This is a genomic window from Cognatishimia maritima, assembly GCF_900129685.1.
Classification (GTDB): domain Bacteria; phylum Pseudomonadota; class Alphaproteobacteria; order Rhodobacterales; family Rhodobacteraceae; genus Cognatishimia; species Cognatishimia maritima.
The window spans coordinates 201,754-223,728 of record NZ_FQWM01000005.1 but is presented as its reverse complement, the minus strand read 5'-3'; the positions used below and the strand labels follow the sequence as shown (position 1 = coordinate 223,728).

General features: G+C 57.5%; 21 protein-coding genes and 1 tRNA gene. 13 read left to right on the top strand and 9 right to left on the bottom strand.

The annotated features are described in order from the left end of the window. From BUA39_RS12280 to BUA39_RS12265, 4 genes are read left to right on the top strand one after another with little or no spacing between them, the layout of a single operon-like run. Entirely contained in the window at nt 1-795 is a 795-nt protein-coding gene (locus BUA39_RS12280) for a CbbQ/NirQ/NorQ/GpvN family protein (RefSeq protein WP_072793497.1), read from the top strand. 5 nt (nt 796-800) lie between these two features. Then, a complete protein-coding gene (locus BUA39_RS12275) occupies nt 801-2,690 on the top strand; it encodes a nitric oxide reductase activation protein NorD (RefSeq protein WP_072793496.1) in 1,890 nt (629 codons plus the stop codon). A 1-nt stretch (nt 2,691) separates the two neighbouring features. Further along, nucleotides 2,692-2,874, top strand: coding sequence for a hypothetical protein (locus BUA39_RS12270; protein WP_072793495.1), 183 nt, complete (start codon nt 2,692-2,694; stop codon nt 2,872-2,874). Further along, nucleotides 2,871-3,110 (top strand): NnrT protein, encoded by a 240-nt coding sequence (locus BUA39_RS12265; RefSeq protein WP_072793531.1) that lies wholly within the window; start codon nt 2,871-2,873, stop codon nt 3,108-3,110. The genes BUA39_RS12270 and BUA39_RS12265 overlap by 4 nt, the downstream gene beginning before the upstream one ends. 180 nt (nt 3,111-3,290) lie before the next feature. On the opposite strand, the gene BUA39_RS12260 is transcribed toward BUA39_RS12265, so the two are convergent. Continuing rightward, a tRNA-Leu gene (locus BUA39_RS12260) sits at nt 3,291-3,377 on the bottom strand. A 286-nt stretch (nt 3,378-3,663) separates the two neighbouring features. On the opposite strand from BUA39_RS12260, the gene BUA39_RS12255 reads away from it, so the two are divergent. After that, entirely contained in the window at nt 3,664-4,644 is a 981-nt protein-coding gene (locus BUA39_RS12255; protein ID WP_072793494.1) for a complex I NDUFA9 subunit family protein, read from the top strand. A gap of 56 nt (nt 4,645-4,700) precedes the next feature. On the opposite strand, the gene BUA39_RS12250 is transcribed toward BUA39_RS12255, so the two are convergent. Continuing rightward, nucleotides 4,701-5,504: an undecaprenyl-diphosphate phosphatase gene (locus BUA39_RS12250; RefSeq protein WP_072793493.1), complete on the bottom strand. Its 804-nt coding sequence runs from the start codon at nt 5,502-5,504 to the stop codon at nt 4,701-4,703. Nucleotides 5,505-5,723: 219 nt separating this feature from the next. On the opposite strand from BUA39_RS12250, the gene BUA39_RS12245 reads away from it, so the two are divergent. From BUA39_RS12245 to queG, 6 genes are all read left to right on the top strand, one after another. Continuing rightward, complete coding sequence (locus BUA39_RS12245) at nt 5,724-7,157, top strand: NAD(P)-dependent oxidoreductase (protein WP_072793492.1); 1,434 nt, start codon at nt 5,724-5,726, stop codon at nt 7,155-7,157. A gap of 83 nt (nt 7,158-7,240) precedes the next feature. Further along, entirely contained in the window at nt 7,241-11,779 is a 4,539-nt protein-coding gene (gene gltB, locus BUA39_RS12240) for a glutamate synthase large subunit (RefSeq protein WP_072793491.1), read from the top strand. A 128-nt stretch (nt 11,780-11,907) separates the two neighbouring features. After that, nucleotides 11,908-12,279: a DUF4189 domain-containing protein gene (locus BUA39_RS17100; protein WP_072793490.1), complete on the top strand. Its 372-nt coding sequence runs from the start codon at nt 11,908-11,910 to the stop codon at nt 12,277-12,279. A gap of 74 nt (nt 12,280-12,353) precedes the next feature. Beyond that, the gene (gene mtgA / locus BUA39_RS12230; protein WP_072793489.1) at nt 12,354-13,082 is read left to right on the top strand and encodes a monofunctional biosynthetic peptidoglycan transglycosylase; all 729 of its coding nucleotides are present in this window, start codon (nt 12,354-12,356) and stop codon (nt 13,080-13,082) included. A gap of 86 nt (nt 13,083-13,168) precedes the next feature. After that, nucleotides 13,169-13,834 carry an FtsZ-binding protein FzlA gene (gene fzlA, locus BUA39_RS12225; RefSeq protein WP_072793488.1) on the top strand — a complete coding sequence of 222 codons (666 nt, stop codon included), beginning with the start codon at nt 13,169-13,171 and terminating at the stop codon, nt 13,832-13,834. A 30-nt stretch (nt 13,835-13,864) separates the two neighbouring features. Beyond that, the gene (gene queG, locus BUA39_RS12220) at nt 13,865-14,875 is read left to right on the top strand and encodes a tRNA epoxyqueuosine(34) reductase QueG (protein ID WP_242648589.1); all 1,011 of its coding nucleotides are present in this window, start codon (nt 13,865-13,867) and stop codon (nt 14,873-14,875) included. 84 nt (nt 14,876-14,959) lie between these two features. Here queG and msrA read toward each other — a convergent pair whose 3' ends face one another. The 7 genes from msrA to ade form a co-directional block, all read right to left on the bottom strand. Next, entirely contained in the window at nt 14,960-15,457 is a 498-nt protein-coding gene (gene msrA, locus BUA39_RS12215; RefSeq protein WP_072793486.1) for a peptide-methionine (S)-S-oxide reductase MsrA, read from the bottom strand. Continuing rightward, on the bottom strand, nt 15,454-15,897 hold the full coding sequence (msrB, locus tag BUA39_RS12210; RefSeq protein ID WP_072793485.1) for a peptide-methionine (R)-S-oxide reductase MsrB: 444 nt from the start codon (nt 15,895-15,897) through the stop codon (nt 15,454-15,456). The genes msrA and msrB overlap by 4 nt, the downstream gene beginning before the upstream one ends. A gap of 100 nt (nt 15,898-15,997) precedes the next feature. Further along, a complete protein-coding gene (locus BUA39_RS12205; RefSeq protein WP_072793484.1) occupies nt 15,998-16,396 on the bottom strand; it encodes a thioredoxin family protein in 399 nt (132 codons plus the stop codon). 11 nt (nt 16,397-16,407) lie between these two features. Beyond that, nucleotides 16,408-17,121, bottom strand: coding sequence for a cytochrome c biogenesis CcdA family protein (locus tag BUA39_RS12200; RefSeq protein ID WP_072793483.1), 714 nt, complete (start codon nt 17,119-17,121; stop codon nt 16,408-16,410). 178 nt (nt 17,122-17,299) lie between these two features. Then, on the bottom strand, nt 17,300-17,587 hold the full coding sequence (locus BUA39_RS12195) for an HU family DNA-binding protein (protein ID WP_072793482.1): 288 nt from the start codon (nt 17,585-17,587) through the stop codon (nt 17,300-17,302). Between the two features lie 134 nt (nt 17,588-17,721). Next, nucleotides 17,722-19,200, bottom strand: a complete 1,479-nt coding sequence (locus BUA39_RS12190) for an AMP nucleosidase (protein ID WP_072793481.1) — start codon at nt 19,198-19,200, stop codon at nt 17,722-17,724. Next, nucleotides 19,197-21,005 carry an adenine deaminase gene (gene ade, locus BUA39_RS12185; RefSeq protein WP_072793480.1) on the bottom strand — a complete coding sequence of 603 codons (1,809 nt, stop codon included), beginning with the start codon at nt 21,003-21,005 and terminating at the stop codon, nt 19,197-19,199. The genes BUA39_RS12190 and ade overlap by 4 nt, the downstream gene beginning before the upstream one ends. Nucleotides 21,006-21,192: 187 nt before the next feature. On the opposite strand from ade, the gene BUA39_RS12180 reads away from it, so the two are divergent. Together BUA39_RS12180 and BUA39_RS12175 are read left to right on the top strand one after the other, a co-directional pair. Further along, nucleotides 21,193-21,486 (top strand): Rdx family protein, encoded by a 294-nt coding sequence (locus BUA39_RS12180; protein ID WP_072793479.1) that lies wholly within the window; start codon nt 21,193-21,195, stop codon nt 21,484-21,486. 24 nt (nt 21,487-21,510) lie between these two features. Continuing rightward, nucleotides 21,511-21,948, top strand: a complete 438-nt coding sequence (locus tag BUA39_RS12175; RefSeq protein WP_072793478.1) for a DUF1810 domain-containing protein — start codon at nt 21,511-21,513, stop codon at nt 21,946-21,948. Nucleotides 21,949-21,975: the final 27 nt, after the last annotated feature.

The window sequence follows — 21,975 nt, the reverse complement described above, 5'->3', positions numbered from 1 at the left end:
ATGAACATCGCGACCACACCCAAACTGCCGTTCTACCACCCCACGGGGCGCGAATGCGACCTGTTCGAGGCGGCCTATGAAAACGGTTTGCCCCTTCTTCTGAAGGGGCCGACTGGTTGCGGGAAAACCCGCTTTGTCGAGCATATGGCAGCGCGGCTCGGTAAACCGCTTTATACGGTCGCCTGCCATGACGACCTTTCCGCCGCGGACCTCATCGGGCGCTATCTTTTGAAAGGCGGAGAGACTGTCTGGGTCGATGGTCCTCTGACCCGCGCTGTCCGAGAGGGGGGCATCTGCTACCTTGACGAGGTCGTCGAGGCACGCAAGGACGTAACGGTGGTGCTGCACCCGCTTACCGACACGCGCCGCACGCTGATGATCGACCGCACCGGCGAAGAGCTGGTTGCACCTGCGGCGTTCATGCTCGTGGCAAGCTACAATCCTGGCTACCAGAGCGTGCTCAAGCGGCTCAAACCATCGACACGCCAAAGGTTCCTTTCGATCAGTTTCGATTTTCCCGACAACGAAACCGAGATCGCAGTGGTCGCATCGGAAAGCAGGCTGGAGCCGGGACGCGTTGCTCCTCTGGTCCGCCTGGCAGGCCATATCCGCAATCTTAGCGGGATGGATCTTGAGGAAGGCGTCTCAACCCGCCTTTTGATCTACGCCGCCACGCTGATGGCTGGCGGTATGGGGGTGACCGAGGCGCTTGAGGCGGCAGTCATCGAACCATTGAGCGACGAGCCGGACGTGCAGCAATCATTGCGCGATCTGGTCAGCACGATCTACGGGTGACGACAATGCACCTGCGCGACCTCATGGAACCCGAAGAGACGGTTGGAAACCTCTGGCACGACATGGCCAGCGGGATCGGGGCGGGAGTCACATACCCCGAAGCGGGTGTCGCGCTGGCCTCGGTCCGACCCAGCCTCGCGATTCTCTTCCGCGCGCTCGGCGGTAACCCGGGAGTCGAACTGGCCGAAGTTGCACCAAGCATCGTGCAGCATCGGCAAGTCATGCGCCGCAAGCTTGGGGCCGAGCGGGATCGCGAATGGGTGGCTCGCTTCGATGGCGAACGGCTGGCATTGCCGCCCGTCATGGAGGCATTTCCCGATGCTGAACTCAATCGCGCGGCATATTTCTGGCTCACGGCGCTTGCCGCTGTGACCGAGGTCGATGCACTTGATCCGGGAGCGTCCGGCGCTATGCGGGATTGCGCCTATATTCGCGCGAACGCAGCGGCCGCAGACAAGGCTTATTCGGCCTGCCCCGGATTGCGCGACCGCTATGTCGCCATGGCCACGTTCTGTGCTGAGGCTCGAACAGACATGCACCGCCCCGCGCAAGAGGCCGCAATGGAACAGGCTATCCGCGACCAGTTGTGCGGCAAGAGGCCCGCGCTTGATGCTAATGACGCAGATGCACGCAGCTTCAAGCCATGCGCGCCTGTTTCCATCTGGCTGCGCTTTGAACTCCCAGGCACGGGAGGGCAGGCAGCCGACGATGCCGAAGCTGACCCCGCCCCACCGGCACCCGATGCCGCTTTCGGCAAACGCAAGCTGGGCGAGCGCAAGAATCAAGACCAGCAGAATCGCAAGGATAGCTTCATCATACATCGGTTTGAATCGATCCTGTCATGGGTCGAGTCGATGAACATCAACCGCAGTGTCGATGACGACGACGATGAAAATGCTCAGAAGGCAGCCGACGATCAGGACCGGATCACCCTGTCGAAACAGGACCGCAAAGTCGCCACGCGGCTGCGCCTGCATCTCGACCTGTCGCCGGCAGATGCTGATCACGAGGCTCTGGCGGGTAAGCACACATACCCCGAATGGAACCACCGCTCGCGCAGTTACATGCAAGATCACTGCCGTGTGCTTGATGCGCCGGCTTTGGCGGGTGGCGAAACCTACACACCGAACGCGCGCTATGTGCGAGAAGTCCGCCGCCAGTTCGAGGTCCTACGCCCGCGCCGCGTGCTGCAACCGCGCCAGATCGACGGGACAGAGCTGGACCTTGACGCGGTCCTGACCGCACGTACCGACATGGTGGCGACCGGGCGTGGATCGGATCGTATCTGGCAGGCCGCGCGGCAAGTGGATCGCGACGTGTCGGTTGCTTTCCTGATCGACACCTCGCGGTCCACAGAAGCGGCGATCGGCAACACCTGCGTCATCGACGTGGCACGTGACACGATGGCGGCATTGGCCACCGGGATCGACGCGGCGGGCGACCGCTGCGGTATTTGGGGCTTTTCATCACTGCGCCGTGACCGAGTGTTCCTGACCCGCTGCAAGGGCTTCGAAGACCCGATGTCACCGGCGATTGCCACCAATATTGCCGCATTGAAGCCTGGTCACTACACCCGTCTGGGTGCAGCGATCCGCCATGTCAGCGCGCAACTGGCCGAGGAACCGAGCGTCCGCAAGCTGCTTATCGTGTTGACCGATGGCAAGCCCAACGATCTGGACCACTACGAAGGCCAGCACGGGATCGAAGACAGCCACATGGCCGTTCGAGAAGCCCGCGCTGCGGGCCAAAGCCTGCATGGTGTTGTGATCGACGAAGACGGACAAGACTGGTTCGCGCGCATTTTCGGGCGCGGTGGGTTTGCCCTTTTGCCGAATCCCAATCGCCTGCTACGCGCGCTGCCCGACATCTACAGATCGCTTACACAGGAGACTTGATATGCGCCTCTTTCTTCCCCTCACAGGCTTCTTCGTTCTCGCAGGCTCGCGCCTCTTTGCAGAAAGCTTCGACCGACCGATCCCACAGGCGCAATCCGCGACTGCGGAACTCTGGTATGCCTTGGCCTGCATCACACTTGTACTGAGCATGGTGGTGGTGCAATGGTTGGTGTCGCGCAGATGACAAAGGCTGGATGGTCCACAATCAAAATCGCGGTTTCGCTATACCCGTTTGGCGCGGGCGCGGCAGCAGTCAATGTGTTCTTTGCCTCACTGATCTTCAGTTGGATAGGCGGACCTGTGCTGTCCACGAGCTCGGCGGTTCTCATTGGCGCAGTCGTCGGCGTGCCCGCGACATGGTACTTTGCGCGGCACATCCGCCATCTGATGGATGTCGCGGACAAAAGGGCAGAGGTATGAGACTGCAACGGACCCGCCGCGTGAACGGCAGATTTCCTACCCGACTGGCTGTGAGTGGCGATCTGAATTTTGTTACCAAGTAACCAGCCCAACTGATTTTTTATCGAGTTAGATGGGGTGGATGACTGGGGGGACTGCCTATCGAGGGCTTAAAAATAATATCAATATTCTAAGGGAAAATGGTGCCCAGAAGAGGACTCGAACCTCCACGTCCATACGGACACTAGCACCTGAAGCTAGCGCGTCTACCAATTCCGCCATCTGGGCTTAGATGTCGTGAAGGGGGATTTAGAACTATGGGCAAATAGAGTCAACGCGAATTCTGAAGAATTTGTAAAAATAATCGGTGGCCCATTGAGGTTCGTTTGTGCGCTGGTTAGGCATTTGTAAATAAACAGAAATTTGTAGAAGCGCTGCCTCTGGAGCGGCTATGGGTTGAACCCATGGGGCTGCTAGGACGCCTGTGTTTCTTAGCCGCCGCGCCGATTTGCAACTTGTTCAACTCTGTGTCGGCTTGTATCTCTCTTTTGGAATCCAAAAGCGGGGAACTGACATGTCGCAACTCGTTACCATTTATGGCGGCTCTGGCTTTGTTGGGCGCTATATTGCGCGGCGGATGGCCAAGCAGGGCTGGCGCGTGCGCGTCGCTGTTCGGCGGCCGAATGAGGCGATGTTCGTCAAGCCCTATGGCTCTGTTGGTCAGGTAGAGCCGGTGCTGTGCAATATTCGCGATGAGGCGTCGGTTGCGGCGGCCATGGCTGGGGCCGACGCGGTGGTCAATTGCGTTGGTATCTTGGCGGAGGGCGGAAAGAATCGTTTTGAAGCCGTTCAAACAGAAGGCGCTGCGCGCATCGCACGTCTGGCTGCAGCGGCCGGTATCCCGACGATGGTGCATTTGTCTGCCTTGGGTGCAGATGCAGAGTCTGAAAGCGCCTATGCCCGCACCAAGGCTGACGGCGAAGCTGCGGTTCTGGAGCATATGCCAAACGCGATGATCCTGCGCCCATCTGTCATTTTCGGACCTGAAGATATGTTCTTCAACCGCTTCGCAGCGATGTCGAAGTTTGGCCCTGTGCTGCCTCTGGTTGGCGGCAAGACAGAGTTTCAGCCAGTTTATGTGGATGATGTTGCCAAAGCCGCCGTTCAGGGGGTGCTCGGTCAGGCGCAGGGGCTTTACGAATTGGGCGGACCGGCTGCCAAACCGCTTGAGGCATGGATTGCAGATATTCTGGACGTCATCCACCGTCGGCGACTGGTTCTGAATCTGCCGTTTGCGATTGGGCGTTTGATGGGGTTCGGCTTTGATCTTTTGCAAAAGGTGACCTTTGGTCTGTGGCAGAATTCAGTCCTGACGCGCGATCAGGTCAAACTTCTGCAGAACGATAACGTTGTCAGCGAGGGCGCCAAGACTTTGGCCGACCTTGGCATTCAGCCTACACCCGCAGCGGCTGTCATCGAAGAATATCTTTGGCGCTTCCGCCCCTCTGGGCAATACGACGCCATCAAGGATTCTGCGAAAAACCTTCGCGCCTGAGGTCAAAATTTTCAGAAAGCGGGCCCTTCGGGGTCCGTTTTTCGTTGTGCCTGCGTCTAGCTGTAGGCGACGTAAAGCAGGATCAGCCCAAGGCACACCCGGTAGATGACATAGGGGGTGAAACTGACCGACTGCAGAAGTCGCATCATCAGTTTCAAAGCCAACAAAGCCGCACCAAAGGCCAGCACTGCGGCAATCGCGGCATCGCGGGCTTGCGGGCCCGTCAGGTAAAGCCCCGTGTCCAACAACAGATAGCCACCGCTTGCGATAATGGCGGGGATGCTCATCAGTATGGCAAGGCGGGCACTGCTTTCTCGATCATACCCTAGGGCACGCGCACCTGTGATCGTGATACCGGAGCGAGAGGTGCCGGGGATCAAAGCGATGGCCTGCCAGAGCCCCATTTGAATGGCGTGTTTCATCGACCAGTCTTCTGTTCGGAGGGTCTGCGCGCCGCGTCGGTCTGCCCACCAAAGCACAAGGCCAAAGCCAAGCATCGTCCAGCCGATCACGGCGACGGAGCGCAGCAGATCATTAAGGCCTGTCAAGGCAAGGAAAACACCAAAGAAGATGACCGGAATGGTCGCGATAATCAGTAAGAGCGCAAGTCGCGCGCCGGGGTCATTGGTGTTCCCTCGTGCGAGGGCCGGCAATCCGAGCAACGCGCCGCGCACATCCTTCCAAAAGTAGAGGATGACAGCACCCAGCGTGCCGACATGCACGGAAACATCTAGGAACTGGCCCTGATCTGCGGTGCCGAGCGCGTTGGGAAGAAGGATCAAATGACCAGAGGAGGATACCGGCAGAAACTCTGTAATACCCTGCACGACGGCAAGCAGAATCAGGTGATACAAGGCCATTGATCTTTTCCAAAAGTTACTGATTTCCCGTATAAACCAGTGAAAAAATTAGGGAACCGCGTATTTAGTCCTGTATCGGACCTAAAATCCTGTGAAAATCCGCGCCCCGCAGGTTGTTTTCATCAAAAAAAGTAAATATAGGTCAGCCAAGTTGACTTTTATAGTTGTTTCGCTTTCTTTACACAGACCGAACCAAGATCTTTGCAGGAGGCAGCCGCCGTGGCCAAGCAACCCATGCTTAAATTTATCAGCGTCGACCGTGACATGCCCGCCAAACGGGCGGCGGACGAGCGCAATAAAGATTTCCATGAAATCTATGCGGCCTATGCCGAAGCCAAAGCCGAAGAACAGGCAAGCCGCTGTTCTCAGTGTGGGGTGCCTTATTGCCAATCGCATTGCCCGCTGCACAACAATATCCCGGACTGGCTGCGTCTGACGGCGACAGGTCGACTGGAAGAGGCCTATGAAGTCTCGCAGGCGACAAACACCTTCCCGGAAATCTGTGGTCGGATTTGCCCACAGGACCGCCTGTGCGAAGGCAATTGTGTGATCGAGCAATCCGGCCACGGCACCGTGACCATTGGCTCGGTTGAGAAATACATCACCGACACGGCCTGGGAAAACGGTTGGGTCAAGCCGCCGGCTCCGACATCTGAGCGAGAAGAATCCGTGGCCATTATCGGCGCGGGTCCCGGTGGCTTGGCTGCGGCAGACATGCTGCGCCGGGCTGGTGTGCAGGTGACTGTCTATGACCGCTACGATCGTGCGGGTGGCCTGCTGACCTATGGCATTCCGGGCTTCAAACTGGAAAAAGACATCGTCATGCGTCGCAACGACCAGCTTGAGGCGGGCGGCGTGACCTTCAAAATGAATTGCGAAATCGGCAAGGACATCTCTTTTGACGAGATCCGCAAGGCGCATGACGCGGTGATCATCGCAACCGGCGTTTATAAATCGCGCGACTTGCAAGGACCGGGAGCAGGGGCTGCTGGGATCGTCAAGGCGATTGATTATCTGACCGCTTCTAACCGCCTGAGCTTTGGCGACACGGTGCCCGAATTTGACAGTGGCGAATTGAACGCCGAAGGCAAAAAAGTTGTCGTGATCGGCGGCGGTGACACAGCGATGGACTGTGTGCGCACCGCGATCCGCCAAGGTGCGGAAAGCGTGAAATGTCTGTACCGTCGTGACCGCGCCAATATGCCGGGTTCGCAGCGTGAAACGCAGAACGCAGAAGAAGAAGGCGTGGTGTTTGAATGGCTCGCGGCGCCCAAAGGCTTTACCGGTGATCCGGTCAATGGCGTCATGGTGCAGCGCATGCGTCTGGGTCAGCCTGACGCGTCCGGTCGTCAAAGCCCAGAGGTCATTGAAGGCGCGGATTATGTCGAAGAGGCAGATCTGGTGATCAAAGCCCTTGGGTTTGAACCAGAGGACCTGCCAGCGCTTTGGAATGAACCGGCGCTATCTGTGACTCGTTGGGGCACCATCAAGGCCGCCTTCACAACCGGTGCGACCGATCTTGATGGCGTCTATGCCGTTGGTGACATCGTACGCGGTGCGTCGCTGGTGGTTTGGGCGATCCGCGACGGGCGCGATTGCGCCGAGGCGATCCTAAAGAAACTTAACGCCGCGAAAGCTATCGCTGCAGAATAACTAAGATTTGCGCTGGCGCGCTGTGACATCCAAACGCCGCCAGCCAGATAATGTGACCTGCCAGATTGGGGAAGGGTTCGAAAATGACAAAATATGATGAAAACTGGGTTCGCAACGAAGAAGCCAAGCGCAAGTATCTTGCCGAAAACGGCCTTTATAGCGAAGCCGAGGAACATTCCTCTTGTGGTGTGGGCCTTGTTGTCGCCGTTGACGGCAAGAAAAGCCGCAAGGTGGTTGAAGCGGGCATCAACGCGTTGAAAGCCATTTGGCACCGTGGCGCGGTGGATGCAGACGGCAAGACCGGCGATGGCGCAGGCATTCACGTTCAAATTCCGGTTCCGTTCTTTTACGATCAAATCCGCCGCACAGGCCATGAGCCAGCGCAAGATGAGTTGATCGCTGTTGGTCAGGTCTTTCTGCCGCGTACAAATTTTGGCGCACAGGAAACCTGCCGGACCATCGTGGAATCCGAAGTGCTGCGTATGGGCTACCGCATTTATGGCTGGCGCCATGTTCCGGTCGACATCACCTGTCTGGGTGAGAAAGCCAACGCGACCCGTCCAGAGATCGAGCAAATCCTGATTTCCAACTCCAAAGGTGTGGACGAAGAAACCTTTGAGCGCGAGCTGTACGTCATCCGCCGCCGGATCGAAAAAGCTGCTGCGGGTGCCGGTGTTGGGGAACTCTATATTGCGTCGCTGTCCTGCCGTTCGATCATCTACAAAGGCATGATGCTGGCCGAGCAAGTCGCGGTCTTCTATCCGGACCTGCAAGACGAACGTTTTGAATCCGCCTTTGCGATTTATCACCAGCGGTATTCCACCAACACCTTCCCACAATGGTGGCTGGCACAGCCTTTCCGCATGCTGGCGCACAATGGTGAGATCAACACGTTGAAGGGCAACCTCAACTGGATGAAGAGCCACGAAATCCGCATGGCGTCCGACTATTTCGGCGATCTGGCTGGCGACATTAAACCGATTGTTCCAAGCGGTGCGTCTGACTCTGCAGCGCTGGACGGCGTGTTTGAGGTCTTTGTGCGCTCTGGCCGTTCTGCGCCGATGGCAAAGACCATGCTGGTGCCAGAAAGCTGGTCCAAACAGGCAGTGGAGCTGCCGAAGTCTTGGATCGACATGTATTCCTATTGCAACTCTGTCATGGAACCTTGGGATGGTCCGGCTGCACTGGCGATGACCGACGGCCGTTGGGTTTGTGCCGGTTTGGACCGCAACGGTCTGCGCCCGATGCGCTATGTCGTGACAGGCGATGGCCTTTTGATCGCTGGATCTGAGGCAGGCATGGTGCCGATCAACGAAGCGACCGCCGTCAAAAAAGGCGCGCTTGGCCCCGGTCAGATGATCGGCGTCGATATGGCCGAAGGCAAGCTATACAGCGACACAGAGATCAAGAACGCTCTGGCAGAGGCACGCCCCTATGGCGATTGGGTTGGCAAAATCCGTGACCTTGATTCCGAACTTAGCAAGGTAACGGAAAAGCCGCTGTTCACAGGGGATGTGCTGCGCAAGCGTCAGATCGCGGCTGGCTACACAATCGAAGAACTGGAACAAATCCTTGCGCCAATGGCCGAGGACGCCAAAGAGGCGCTCGCCTCTATGGGTGACGACACCCCAAGCGCGGTTTTGTCCAACAAGTATCGCCCGCTGAGCCATTTCTTCCGCCAGAACTTCTCTCAGGTGACGAACCCGCCCATCGACTCTCTGCGGGAATACCGCGTGATGTCGCTGAAGACGCGGTTTGGTAACCTGAAGAACGTGCTAGACGAAGACGGCAGCCAGACGGAAATCATCCTGCTGAACAGCCCATTTGTTGGCAACGCCCAGTTCGAGGCGCTGCTTGATGCCTTTGACGACACGGTTGTGCGCATCGATTGTACCTTCCCAGCTGGGTCTGAGGCAGGTGTGCTGCGCACTCACCTGGAGCGTATTCGCGCCGAGGCCGAAGATGCCGTTCGTGCAGGCGCTGGCCACATTGTTCTGACAGACAAGGACCAAGGCGAAGACAGCGTTGCAATGCCAATGATCTTGGCAACCTCTGCCGTGCACAGCCACCTGACCCGCAAGGGTCTGCGCACCTTCTGTTCGTTGAATGTGCAATCCGCAGAATGTATCGACCCGCATTACTTCGCGGTTCTGATCGGTGCGGGTGCAACGGTTGTAAACGCCTACCTTGCCGAGGATTCCCTCGCCGACCGTATTCAGCGTGGTCTTCTGGATATCGACCTGACCACAGCCGTCGCCCGCTATCGCGAAGCGATTGACGCGGGCCTTCTGAAAATCATGGCAAAGATGGGTATCTCTGTGATCTCCTCTTACCGTGGTGGTTTGAACTTCGAAGCTGTCGGTCTCAGCCGCGCGATGGTGGCTGAATACTTCCCTGGCATGACCTCACGTATTTCCGGGATTGGTATTTCGGGCATTCAAAAGAAAGCCGAAGAAGTGCATAGCCGTGGTTTTGGCGCGGTGCAAAATGTGCTGCCCATCGGTGGCTTTTACAAAGCGCGCAAATCGGGTGAGACCCACGCGTGGGAAGCGCAGACCATGCATATGATGCAGGCGGCGTGTAACCGCGCGTCATATGAATTGTGGAAGCAATATTCCGCAAAAATGCGGTCCATGCCGCCGATCCACCTGCGTGACCTTCTGGACATCAAGGCCATCGGCAAGCCAGTTCCGATCGAAGAAGTGGAATCCATCACCTCGATCCGCAAACGCTTCGTGACGCCGGGCATGTCTTTGGGCGCACTTTCACCAGAGGCACACAAAACCCTGAACGTTGCGATGAACCGCATCGGTGCGAAATCAGACTCTGGTGAAGGCGGCGAAGACCCGGCACACTTCGTGCCCGAGCCAAATGGCGACAACCCTTCTGCGAAGATCAAGCAGGTGGCGTCTGGCCGTTTTGGTGTGACCGCTGAATACCTGAACCAGTGTGAAGAACTGGAAATCAAAGTCGCCCAAGGTGCAAAACCGGGTGAGGGTGGTCAGCTGCCAGGCATGAAGGTCACCGACCTGATTGCGCGTCTGCGCCATTCGACCAAAGGTGTGACGCTGATTTCTCCGCCACCACATCACGATATCTATTCAATCGAAGACCTTGCGCAGCTGATCTATGATCTGAAACAGATCAACCCGCGCTGTAAGGTCACAGTAAAACTGGTGGCGTCCTCGGGCGTTGGCACAATCGCGGCAGGTGTTGCCAAGGCGAAGGCAGACGTGATCCTGATTTCAGGCCACAACGGCGGCACCGGTGCCTCCCCTGCGACCTCGATCAAATACGCGGGTCTGCCGTGGGAAATGGGCCTGACCGAGGCACATCAGGTTCTGTCGATGAACAACCTGCGTGGCCGTGTGACTCTGCGGACCGATGGCGGTCTGCGCACAGGGCGCGACATTGTCATGGCGGCGATGCTAGGGGCCGAGGAATACGGCATCGGCACCGCAGCCCTGATCGCGATGGGCTGCATCATGGTTCGCCAGTGTCAGTCCAACACCTGTCCGGTTGGCGTCTGTACGCAGGATGAATCGCTGCGTGAGAAATTCACCGGCAATGCCGATAAGGTCGTGAACCTGATCACCTTCTACGCGCAAGAAGTCCGAGAGATTCTGGCCTCTATCGGTGCTCGGTCGATGGATGATGTCATTGGCCGCGCAGACCTTCTGGCGCAGGTGTCTCGTGGCTCTGCCCATCTGGATGATCTGGATCTCAATCCGCTTTTGATCACCGTCGATGGCGCATCCGAGATCGTCTACAACCGCGACAAAGACCGCAACGCCGTGCCTGATACGCTTGATGCGGAAATCGTGCGCGATGCCGCGCGGTTCCTGCAGGACGGCGAAAAGATGCAACTGTCTTACGCGGTGCAAAACACGCACCGGACCGTGGGCACGCGCACCTCAAGCCATATCGTGCGCAACTTCGGCATGCGCAACGCCCTGCAAGAAGACCACCTGACCGTCAAATTGACTGGGTCTGCGGGTCAGTCTCTGGGCGCTTTCGCGGCACCCGGTTTGAAAATCGAGGTCTCGGGTGATGCCAACGACTATGTCGGCAAAGGTTTGTCTGGCGGTGTTGTGGTGGTGCGTCCTCCAATGAACTCACCTCTGACGGCATCGGAAAACACCATCATCGGCAACACAGTGCTTTATGGTGCGACGGACGGGCACTTGTTTGCCGCTGGCCGCGCAGGTGAACGTTTTGCCGTGCGGAACTCTGGCGCGAAAGTTGTGATCGAAGGTTGCGGTGCCAGTGGGTGTGAATACATGACCGGCGGCGTTGCTGTCATCCTCGGTTCTATCGGCGCAAACTTTGGCGCAGGCATGACCGGGGGCATGGCTTACCTCTATGACCCAGAGGGCATGTCAGAGGCGCTGATGAACAAGGAAACCTTGGTCACCTGCCCGGTCACCGTCGATCATTGGGAGACACAGTTGAAATCTCTGATCGAACGCCACCTGGCGGAAACCGGGTCGCGCAAAGCGCAGGACATTCTGCAGCATTGGGACATTGAAAAAGGCAACTTCATTCAGGTTTGCCCGAAGGAAATGCTGAACAAACTCGCCTATCCGCTGAGCGAAGAGAACGCGGCAATCCCTGCCGAATAAGGCAAAGCGCCCAAAGAACCAGAAAACCCCGCCTTGGTGCGGGGTTTTTTGTTGCCGAAATGTAACGCCGCTCTCCCATAACGAGAGTTGCCACATTTTCGGTACATTTTTTATGTTACCTTCAGCGCATGAGCCTGAAATCTCTTCAAATTCTGGGGTTTACCCTCTCAATATTTGCCGCGGCACCGGCAACTGCGGGGCAATGCGGGTTTGAACATTGCTGGGGGGCCATCGGGTTCAATGGCGATGGGAAAATCGGCGTCGCCTATTCCCATTGGTCTGAAGAAGGTGCCTACCGGACCGCGCAAGAACACTGTGGCTGGGATTGCGCCGAAATGCGGACCTTTAAGAACAGCTGCGCAGCTATTGCCCAAGGCGAAAACGGCAGTTGGAGCTGGGCACGAGCACGGACACGTAGTGGTGCCGAACGCACCGCGCACAAACTGTGCGATGGCCGTTCCCACAGTTGCAAAACCGTCGTCTGGGCGTGTTCTCGCTGACCGACGATTTGCAGACTTTCTTGCACCGCTGCCATGGTTTGACTATGCCCAAGGAACAGGGCAGTGGCTGACAGATGGCAAAGACAGCAAAGAAAACCAATTCAAAGACCAAGCGGAAAGAGGGCTGGCGCGCGCGCATGACACGCCGCTTGCGGCGCTATGTCCTGCTTGGCAGCGCTGGGGCTTTGGCGCTTTTGCTGGTGCTGGTTCTTGCCTATTCCCTTTTTAATCCACCGACGACATGGACGATCCAATCCGAACGCTCTCGCCTCGGAGAGGTCAATCATTTCTGGGTACCCATGGATGACATCGCGCCTGTCGTGGCACGCTCTGTTGTGGCGGCAGAGGACGCCAATTTCTGCCGGCACTGGGGCTTTGACGTCAATGCGATCCGCGCGGCGATTGACGCTGGCGCACAACGAGGTGCGTCGACCATCAGCCAGCAGGTCGTCAAGAACGCCTACCTCTGGCAAGGGCGCAGCTGGCTGCGCAAAGCCATGGAAACCGCGATCACACCCTTGGTCGAAATGACGTGGAGCAAGCGCCGCATCGTCGAAGTCTATCTGAACGTCGCGGAATTTGATGAAGGTGTCTTTGGTATTGGCGCGGCAGCGCAGCACTATTTTGACGAAGCGCCAGCCGATTTGTCAGCCACGCAAGCGGCGCGTTTGGCCTCTGTTCTACCCAGCCCGAAAACCCGGTCTGCAAGCCGCATCACCAACGCTCAAGCCCGGCGCGTGGCCTCCATTGTCGACGGCGCGGCGACCATTGATCGGGACGGTCGCGCGGACTGTTTCCAATAACCGCCGGCGATTTTCTGACAAGCGAGTTGAAACTGCTGCCATATTTCGGCAATTAGGACAGAGTTTCATTTCATGATGGTTTGCACATGGCTCGTCTGTTCCACGCTCCGCTTTCTCCTTTCTGTCGCAAGGTGCGCCTGAGCCTTGCGGAGAAAAAGATTGAATGCGAGCTGGTGGAAGAACGCTATTGGGAGCAAGACGCAGATTTCATGCGCCGCAACCCGGCAGGCAAGGTGCCGATCCTAAAAATCGACGGCAAGTTTCTGGCTGAAAGCGCTGCAATTTGTGAATACTTGGAAGAGGTCCACCCTGAACCGGCCTTGATGCCAACATCGCCTGAAGCCCGCCACGAGGTGCGCAGGTTGGTCGGTTGGTTCGATGACAAGTTTTACAACGAAGTCACCGGAAAGCTTCTGTATGAGCGCGTCTATCGCAAGGTCCACGGCACCGGATATCCGGATAGCGCCAATGTCAAAGCTGGGGCAAAGGCGATCAAGTATCATCTGGACTATTTGGCGTGGCTTTTGGATCATCGCCGGTGGCTCGCGGGCGACAGCATGACCTTGGCCGATTTCGCCGCCGCCGCGCATTTGTCATCGCTGGACTATATCAGTGATGTGGACTGGAACCGGTCGGAGGCGGTCAAAGACTGGTACGCGAAAGTCAAATCGCGCCCCGCATTTCGGTCAATCCTCGCCGACCAAATTCCGGGCTTTCCGCCGCCACCCCATTACGCTGACCTCGACTTTTAAGGCCCGGCTGTGGACCTAAAAGCAAGACTGGTGGCTGAAGCGCAAGAGATCGGGTTTGACCTCTGCCGGATTTGCCGCCCAGATGCCGTGCCGCAGGTTCCTGACGGGCTCCGCGGGTTCCTGGGCAAAGGCTATCACGGGCAGATGGGTTGGCTTGCGGATCGCGTTCATTGGCGCGAAAATCCGGCCGCCCTTTGGCCCGAGGCGCAGTCCGTCATCATGCTCGGGGAAAGCTACACGCCGCTGCATGATCCTCTGGCTGTCCATCGCATGTCTGAACGTGGAGCGATTTCTGTCTATGCCCAGAACAAAGATTACCACGACCTTGTCAAGAAACGCTTGAAGCGGCTCGCGCGCTGGCTGATTGCCGAGGCCGGGGCGGAGGTCGAAGTCAAAGTTTTCGTTGATACCGCCCCGGTGCCGGAAAAACCCCTCGGGCAGGCGGCAGGTCTGGGATGGCAGGGCAAACACACCAACCTCGTCAGCCGCGATCTGGGCAGCTGGTTCTTTATCGGTTCGGTCTTCACAACACTCAAATTAGACACTGATCCAGCCGAAATCGATCATTGTGGGTCTTGCCGGGCGTGTCTCGATGCCTGCCCGACAAATGCCTTTCCGGCACCCAATCAGATTGATGCACGGCGCTGCATATCTTACCTGACGATCGAACATCACGGCCCGATTGATGAAGACCTGCGCCCACTGTTGGGAAATCGTATCTACGGCTGCGATGATTGTCTGGCCGCTTGCCCATGGAACAAATTCGCGGTCGATGCGCGCGAGATCAGATACCACGCCCGCGACGATCTGGCGGCTCCCAAACTCTCAGAGCTTGCAGCGCTGGATGATGCCGCGTTCCGCGCGAAATTCGCCGGAAGCCCGATCAAGCGGATTGGTCGCAACAGATTTGTCAGAAATGTGCTTTATGCGATGGGGAATTCGGGCCAGCCAGCGTTTCTACCGCAGATCGAAACGCTGACACATGACCCGGATGACACGGTTGCCGACGCCGCGCGCTGGGCGCGCCGTCAGCTTACCTAAGATATCCGTCCGCATTCACCTTTGCGCAAATACTCCGGGGTGAGGCCGCAGGCCGAGGGGCAGCGCCCCTCAGGCAAGATGCGCCTAGGCCCGTTTTGGCAACACCCAATCGGCCCGCGGGAAATGGCAGGTGTATCCGCCTTTGTTTTTTTCAAGGTAGTCCTGATGATAATCCTCAGCTTCCCAGAAATCACCGACCGGTTCGAGTTCGGTCACCACCTTGCCCGGCCAAAGCCCCGAGGCATCGACATCTGCAATTGTGTCTTTCGCGACAGCCATTTGGTCCTCATTTTCATAATAGATCGCCGACCGATAGGAGGTGCCAATGTCATTGCCCTGGCGGTTCACTGTGGTCGGATCGTGGATCTGAAAGAAGAACTCCAGGATGTCCCGATAGCTGGTCAGGGCCGGGTCAAAAATGATCTCGATCCCCTCGGCATGGGTGCCGTGGTTGCGGTAGGTCGCGTTGGGCACATCGCCGCCGGTATAGCCGACACGGGTTGAAACCACGCCTTTCTGACGCCGGATCAAATCCTGCATGCCCCAGAAACATCCGCCCGCAAGAACCGCGCGTTCGGTCATGTCACATCCTCCACTTGATCAAGATAGGCCCCATAGCCCTCAGCCTCCATATCGTCACGATGCACAAAACGCAGCGAGGCCGAGTTGATGCAGTACCGCAGCCCGCCACGGTCGGCAGGTCCATCGGGAAAGACATGCCCAAGGTGGCTGTCACCGTGCTTAGAGCGGACCTCGGTGCGGATCATCCCATGCGTGGCGTCGTGATGTTCGGTCACATTGTCTATGGGCTTGGTAAAGCTCGGCCAGCCGCAGCCTGATTCATATTTGTCCGAACTTGCAAACAATGGCTCTCCAGACACCACATCGACATAGATGCCGGGTTCCTTGTTCTTCAGCAATTTGCCAGTGCCCGGGCGCTCCGTCCCGTTTTCCTGAGTGACCCAGAATTGTTCATCCGTCAGCTTCGCAATGGCATCGGGGTCTTTGCGATAGGTGCTCACACGAGGTCTCCCTTATTCGTTTCCACAGCCATTAGATGGAGCGTCGCGGGGAAATTCAAACGGATATTTCAGCCGGGTGACTGGCTTGTGATCGCAGACCTCAGGCGGCGAGGGCCGCATCCATCAGCGCTTTGATCCGTTTGGAACTGGTGTCAGCGACGATGCGGCCAATTTCGCTGTCGCCCTTAAGGGCGACCAAGGTCGACCGGCGCGGGATGCCCAGTGATTTGACCAAATCAGATCCGCCGTATTGATCCCAATCGACGTTGATGAACACGATCTTGGCTTCGTAGTCAGGGTTCTCAGCTTTCAACGCCTTGATCACGCGTTCTTGCGCGCGGCAGGTTGTGCACCAAGAGGCCTTGAAATCAAGGAAGACCGTATCGCCCCGATCAAGATGCTTTTGCACCAGACCCGGTGTGTAGTCAGCAGCCGCAAAGCCGATCGTGGGCAGCGCAACAGCGGCGGTTGCAAGCGTTAGGAAATGACGACGATACATAAGACACTCCTTTACAGGGAAACAGAGAAATCGATGAGCCAAAGCGGCATGTGATCCAACAGCCAAGCTTCGGCGAGGTAGTGCAGCTTAAAGAACAGCGCGAGGCCGACCAGCAGGAAAACAGCCCCCATGACCGGCCGGGCCCGAATGGCGATGCTTCGCATCAGCGCTTGGTTGCGCATTAAGGCGCCACGCGCGCCGTAGCCCAAAGCAAGGATAATGCTTGAAACGCCAAGCGCGAAAAAAGCCATGATGTCGGCGGCATACCCCAGGTTCTGCCCCTGGCTGGCCAATGAGATCGCGCCGCCAAGTGTCGGCCCAACGCAGGGGCTCCACACCACACCAAGTAGCAATCCCCCGACAAACTGGCCGCGCAGGGTCGATCTGTCGACCAGATCCAACTGCTGGTCTGCGCGTGCAGCAACGCCGGCGGTTGCGAGCGAAAACCCTGTCGAGAATCGCGGGACAAGAAGGACCAAACCAAACCCCACCATCAGGACCGCCCCGATCTGCGCCAATGTATCCACTGTCAGCCCGATGGCATGCCCAAAGGCGGTGACAAGCAAACCCAGCGAGACAAACGACAGGCTCATGCCCGCTGCAATCGCAAGCGGCCCGTGCCGGCTGGCTTGCAAAGCCGTCGCCAGTACAATCGGCAGAACGGGCAACACGCAGGGGTTTATCAGCGTCAGCAGCCCCGCAGCATAGGCAAAGATCAGATCCATGTCGGGAAAATGCCGAACATGGCAGGCTTTGTCATTCAAAACTGGGAATATGAAGCTTCAAGTTTCCGTGTGCCAGTGCGTGATGTCGACCAGCAGCCGTCATGTTTCGCTCACGCAAAAAGCAAAGGGCCGCCCGCTGGCGACCCTTCGTATCTCGAACTCAGATGGAAATATCTGATCAGCCGTTGACGCTGTCTTTCAGAGCTTTCGCGATTGTCATCTTAACAACCTTGTCCGCTTCTTTCTTGATCTGCTCACCGGTTGCTGGGTTGCGTACCATACGCTCTGGACGCTCACGGCAATAGATTTTGCCGACACCTGGCAGGGTGACAGCACCGCCAGCCGACACTTCACGGGTGATCAGAGCGCAGACCGCTTCCAGTGCAGCACCCGCAGATTTCTTGTCGGCGCCCATTTCCTCGGCCAGTGCAGCAACGAGTTGGGTCTTGGTCATTGGCTTTGCCATTTTTGTTTGTCTCCTTGGTTCTGCCCGTCATTTTTGGGCCTCATGGCGGCATTTAAAGGAATTACTTTTCAGATGACAACGAATTGCTGCCGATTTCCTAAGAAAATTGCGCTTTTTTTGCGAATTTTCCCTCTTTACAAGAAGGCTGTTTCGTCAAATGAGCGCAGTTTCCGCGAATGCAGGCGTTCAAGGGGCATTTCGCGCAAAGACTCCATCGCGCGAATTCCGATCATCAGGTGCCGCGCGACCTGCGTTTTGTAAAAATCCGATGCCATTCCCGGCAGCTTCAATTCGCCATGCAGGGGTTTGTCAGAGACGCATAGAAGCGTGCCGTAAGGGACCCGGAAGCGATAGCCATTGGCGGCGATGGTGGCACTTTCCATATCAAGCGCAATGGCGCGCGACTGACTAAGCCGTTGCACCGGCCCCGTATGTTCGCGCAATTCCCAGTTGCGGTTGTCAATCGTCGCGACGGTGCCCGTCCGCATGATCCGTTTCAGGTCATAGCCGGTCAGCTCGGTGACATTCGCCACCGCCTGCTCCAGCGCAATCTGCACCTCGGCCAGCGCCGGGATTGGCACCCAATTGGGCAGGTCGTCATCCAGCACGTGGTCTTCGCGCAGATAGGCGTGGGCCAGAACAAAGTCGCCAAGGCTTTGCGAATTGCGCAGACCCGCACAGTGACCCACCATCAGCCACGCATGCGGGCGCAGTACCGCGATGTGGTCCGTCGCCGTCTTGGCGTTGGACGGCCCGACGCCGATATTGACCAAAGTGATCCCCGCCCCGTTGGCGCGTTTCAGGTGATAGGTCGGCATTTGGGGTTGCTTGTCGACGGGCGGTATCACGGCGTCTGGCTTGGTGATTTCTACGTTCCCCGTAGACACAAAGCTGGTGTAGCCGCTTTTGGGATCGGCCAGCATCTCGCGCGCATAGGCTTCGAATTCGGCGACGTAGAATTGGTAGTTGGTAAAGAGCACATGGTTCTGAAAATGCTCCGGCGCCGTCGCAGTGTAATGGGCCAGCCGTGCTAACGAGTAATCCACACGCTGCGCTGTAAATGGGGCCAGTGGTTTGGGCGCACCCAGAACCGACGGGTTGATCCCATTCACAATGTCATCATTGGTGGTCGACAGGTCCGGCACATCGAAGACATCCCGCAAAGGAAAGGCGGCTGCGCCTTCCTGCGGCACGGTGATTGATGCATCGTTGGCCACGGCAAAATGCACCGGGATCGGTGTATCAGAAGCCCCGATGACAACCGGCACGTCATGGTTTTCAATCAACAGCGCGATTTGCTGTTTCAAGTAGTGGCGAAACAGGTCGGGCCGGGTGATCGTGGCGGCATAGACACCGGGTTCCGCGACATGGCCAAACGATAGGCGGCTGTCAATCTTGGCAAAGCTTGTCGTCGTGATACGGATTTCCGGGTAGTAGGCCCGAATACGTTTTCCCGGCGCGCCATGCGCCAGCGCTTCTGTGAATTCCTGACACAGGAAGTCGGCGGCGGTTTGATAAAGCTCACAGAGCCGTTCGACCGCTGTCTCGGCATCGGTGAAAGACTCCGGCGTTCTGACAGACGGAGATTTTACGGATAGATGGATCGGGGTCATGTGTCGGCCTGTATAACGTCTGTCATTTCAAATTTAGTCACATCCACAAGGCCCAGATCGGAAATACGCAGTTCCGGGATCACCACGAGGGCCAGCAGAGAGTGTTGCATATAAGCGTTGTTTAGCGTGCAGCCGCAAGCCTGCATCGCTTCGACCATTTTCTGCGCCTTGGCGGCAACGTCCGTGGCGGGCTGGTCAGACATCAAACCGGCAATGGGCAGCTCAACCAGCGCCAATTCCTTGCCATCCTTATACACCGTCACACCCCCGCCCACTGCGCTTAGGCGATTGGCGGCCAGCGCCATATCCTCGCGGTTGGTGCCGACCACAATCATATGGTGGCTATCATGCGCCACCGTAGAGGCCATGGCCATATTGCCCGCGTAGCCAAAGCCGCTGACAAAGGCGTTTGTAGTGGTGCCCAAGGCGCGGTGGCGTTCAACCAAAGCGATCTGGCAGATATCGGCCTCGCGGTCCATTTGGACACGCCCGTCCTTTACGTTCAATTCCGCTTTCAGGGCTTTGGTCGGCGCTTGGTTTTCGACCACGCCAATGACGTTTACCGTCACCCGGTTCGCGCCCTCGGGTGCCGGGACAATGAAATCGTCGGCGGTGCGGTCTCGGCCCATGTGCACTGTCTGCCGTGCGGTATCGGGCCAATCATAATGCGGGCAATCAACAAGGCATTTTCCGTCCCGCGCAACGGTCTGTCCGCGCGCAATCACATGTTCGATCGGCAGGGTCTTTAGGTCGCTGGTCAGGATCACATCGGCCCGCCTTCCGGGTGTAATAGAGCCTAATTCACGCTCTAATCCAAAATGCGTGGCGGTATTAATCGTGGCCATTTGCAGCGCCACCAACGGGTCACAGCCGCAGTCGATTGCATGGCGCACCACGCGGTTCATGTGGCCATCATTCACCAATGTGCCAGAGTGGCAATCATCCGTGCAGAGAATGAAGTTGCGGGGGTCCAAACCCTTTTCGGTCACCGCTGTGATCTGGGTTTCCACGTCATACCACGCAGACCCAAGCCGCATCATCGACCGCATGCCTTGACGCACGCGGGCAATGGCATCGGCTTCGCAGGTGCCTTCGTGATCATCCGCAGGCCCACCTGCCGCATAAGCGTGAAAGGCTGGCCCCAGATCAGGAGAGGCATAATGCCCGCCAACGGTTTTCCCCGCCACTTGCGCCGCCGCGATTTCGGCGAGCATTTTTGGATCGGCGTTGACCACACCGGGGAAATTCATCATCTCCCCCAGACCAATGATACCCGGCCACTGCATAGCTTCGGCGACATCTTCAGGCGTGATCTCATAGCCAGTTGTCTCAAGCCCGGGTGCAGAGGGCGCGCAACTGGGCATTTGGGTAAAGATATTGATGGGCTGCATAAGCGCCTCATCATGCATCATCCGCACACCTTCCAAACCAAGCACATTGGCGATTTCATGTGGGTCGGTGAACATCGTCGTGGTGCCATGCGGAATGACCGCGCGCGCAAATTCGGCAGGCGTCAGCATGCCACTTTCGATGTGCATATGGGCGTCACACAGGCCGGGGATCATAAATCGCCCCTTGGCCTCGATCACCGTAGTATCAGTGCCGATGCAATGGCTGGCGTCCGGTCCAACATAGGCGATGCGCCCGTCGGCAATGGCGATGTCATGGTCCGGCAGCACTTCGCGCGTGTGCACATTCACCCATTGCCCGCCCTTGATCACAAGATCAGCCGCTGCGCGCCCGGCGGCAACAGCAACAAGATTTGCGGCGCAGTCCGCCCAAGATTTTAAGATTGTTCGCTCCATAGCTCACGTTGCCACGGCTCTTTGAGGGGATCAAGCGGGCAGCCCATGACGGTTTTGCAAAAACAGTTTCAATTCGGGGGCTTAAATGGTGAGCCATTGCTGTGAAAGAACAGCGGCTTTGCGGCGTTGGATTGATCTTGATCGCTGAGATGCTAAGGTCAGAAGGCCTATGAATGGACACGAATAAATGACCAAACCCACGATCACCATCACCTATTGCACCGGCTGCAACTGGCTTTTGCGTTCTGGTTGGCTGGCGCAAGAAATCCTGTCGACTTTCACCGCCGATATTGGTGCCGTCACGCTGGTACCAAACGATTTGGGCGGCATCTTTGAGGTGCGTCTTGATGGCGAGCTGATCTGGGAGCGCAAGCGAGATGGCGGTTTCCCCGATGCACGCACGCTAAAGGCGCTGATCCGCGACAAGATCGACCCGGATCGGGACTTGGGCCATATTGATCGCCACGGGATTTCTGCCTGACGGGCTAAGACCGAAAGGACTGCGATGCCATCCCAATCTGACCTTGAACGCTTTGTGGAACCGCAGATGCTGACCCATGCCAAGGCGCTTGCGGAACTGCGGGGTGGTCTGAAACTCAGCCACTGGATGTGGTGGGAAATTCCACAGTTGCGCGGGTTGGGTCGGTCCTACCGTGCCAAGACCTACGGGCTGGCGGATTTGGACGAGGCAACGCGCTACCTTGCCCACCCCACATTGGGGCCACATCTGTTGGAAATGTGCATCGCTTTGATGATGCATCGCGACAATACACCTGAGGCCATTCTTGGCCCTGTCGACGCGCTGAAACTGCAAAGTTCTGCGACCTTGTTTGCGCAGGTGCCCGGCGCGCCGGATGTGTTTAATGATATTCTCAAAAGCTTTTTCGGCGACATGCGCTGCCCGAGAACAGAAGCCTTGCTGACCAACGCAAACGACGCTTAGGCGCTTGCAACTCCCTGCCCTCAGTCG

Excerpts from the sequence above, each read along its gene's own strand:
- BUA39_RS12190 (WP_072793481.1), bottom strand. The coding sequence starts at position 19,200 with ATGACCCCGATCCATCTATCCGTAAAATCTCCGTCTGTCAGAACGCCG.
- BUA39_RS12200 (WP_072793483.1), bottom strand. The coding sequence starts at position 17,121 with ATGGATCTGATCTTTGCCTATGCTGCGGGGCTGCTGACGCTGATAAAC.
- BUA39_RS17100 (WP_072793490.1), top strand. The coding sequence starts at position 11,908 with ATGAGCCTGAAATCTCTTCAAATTCTGGGGTTTACCCTCTCAATATTT.
- mtgA (WP_072793489.1), top strand. The coding sequence starts at position 12,354 with ATGGCAAAGACAGCAAAGAAAACCAATTCAAAGACCAAGCGGAAAGAG.
- gltB (WP_072793491.1), top strand. The coding sequence starts at position 7,241 with ATGACAAAATATGATGAAAACTGGGTTCGCAACGAAGAAGCCAAGCGC.
- BUA39_RS12280 (WP_072793497.1), top strand. The coding sequence starts at position 1 with ATGAACATCGCGACCACACCCAAACTGCCGTTCTACCACCCCACGGGG.
- BUA39_RS12205 (WP_072793484.1), bottom strand. The coding sequence starts at position 16,396 with ATGTATCGTCGTCATTTCCTAACGCTTGCAACCGCCGCTGTTGCGCTG.
- BUA39_RS12195 (WP_072793482.1), bottom strand. The coding sequence starts at position 17,587 with ATGGCAAAGCCAATGACCAAGACCCAACTCGTTGCTGCACTGGCCGAG.
- BUA39_RS12270 (WP_072793495.1), top strand. The coding sequence starts at position 2,692 with ATGCGCCTCTTTCTTCCCCTCACAGGCTTCTTCGTTCTCGCAGGCTCG.
- BUA39_RS12275 (WP_072793496.1), top strand. The coding sequence starts at position 801 with ATGCACCTGCGCGACCTCATGGAACCCGAAGAGACGGTTGGAAACCTC.
- BUA39_RS12265 (WP_072793531.1), top strand. The coding sequence starts at position 2,871 with ATGACAAAGGCTGGATGGTCCACAATCAAAATCGCGGTTTCGCTATAC.
- fzlA (WP_072793488.1), top strand. The coding sequence starts at position 13,169 with ATGGCTCGTCTGTTCCACGCTCCGCTTTCTCCTTTCTGTCGCAAGGTG.
- msrA (WP_072793486.1), bottom strand. The coding sequence starts at position 15,457 with ATGACCGAACGCGCGGTTCTTGCGGGCGGATGTTTCTGGGGCATGCAG.
- BUA39_RS12250 (WP_072793493.1), bottom strand. The coding sequence starts at position 5,504 with ATGGCCTTGTATCACCTGATTCTGCTTGCCGTCGTGCAGGGTATTACA.
- BUA39_RS12180 (WP_072793479.1), top strand. The coding sequence starts at position 21,193 with ATGACCAAACCCACGATCACCATCACCTATTGCACCGGCTGCAACTGG.
- ade (WP_072793480.1), bottom strand. The coding sequence starts at position 21,005 with ATGGAGCGAACAATCTTAAAATCTTGGGCGGACTGCGCCGCAAATCTT.
- BUA39_RS12255 (WP_072793494.1), top strand. The coding sequence starts at position 3,664 with ATGTCGCAACTCGTTACCATTTATGGCGGCTCTGGCTTTGTTGGGCGC.
- BUA39_RS12175 (WP_072793478.1), top strand. The coding sequence starts at position 21,511 with ATGCCATCCCAATCTGACCTTGAACGCTTTGTGGAACCGCAGATGCTG.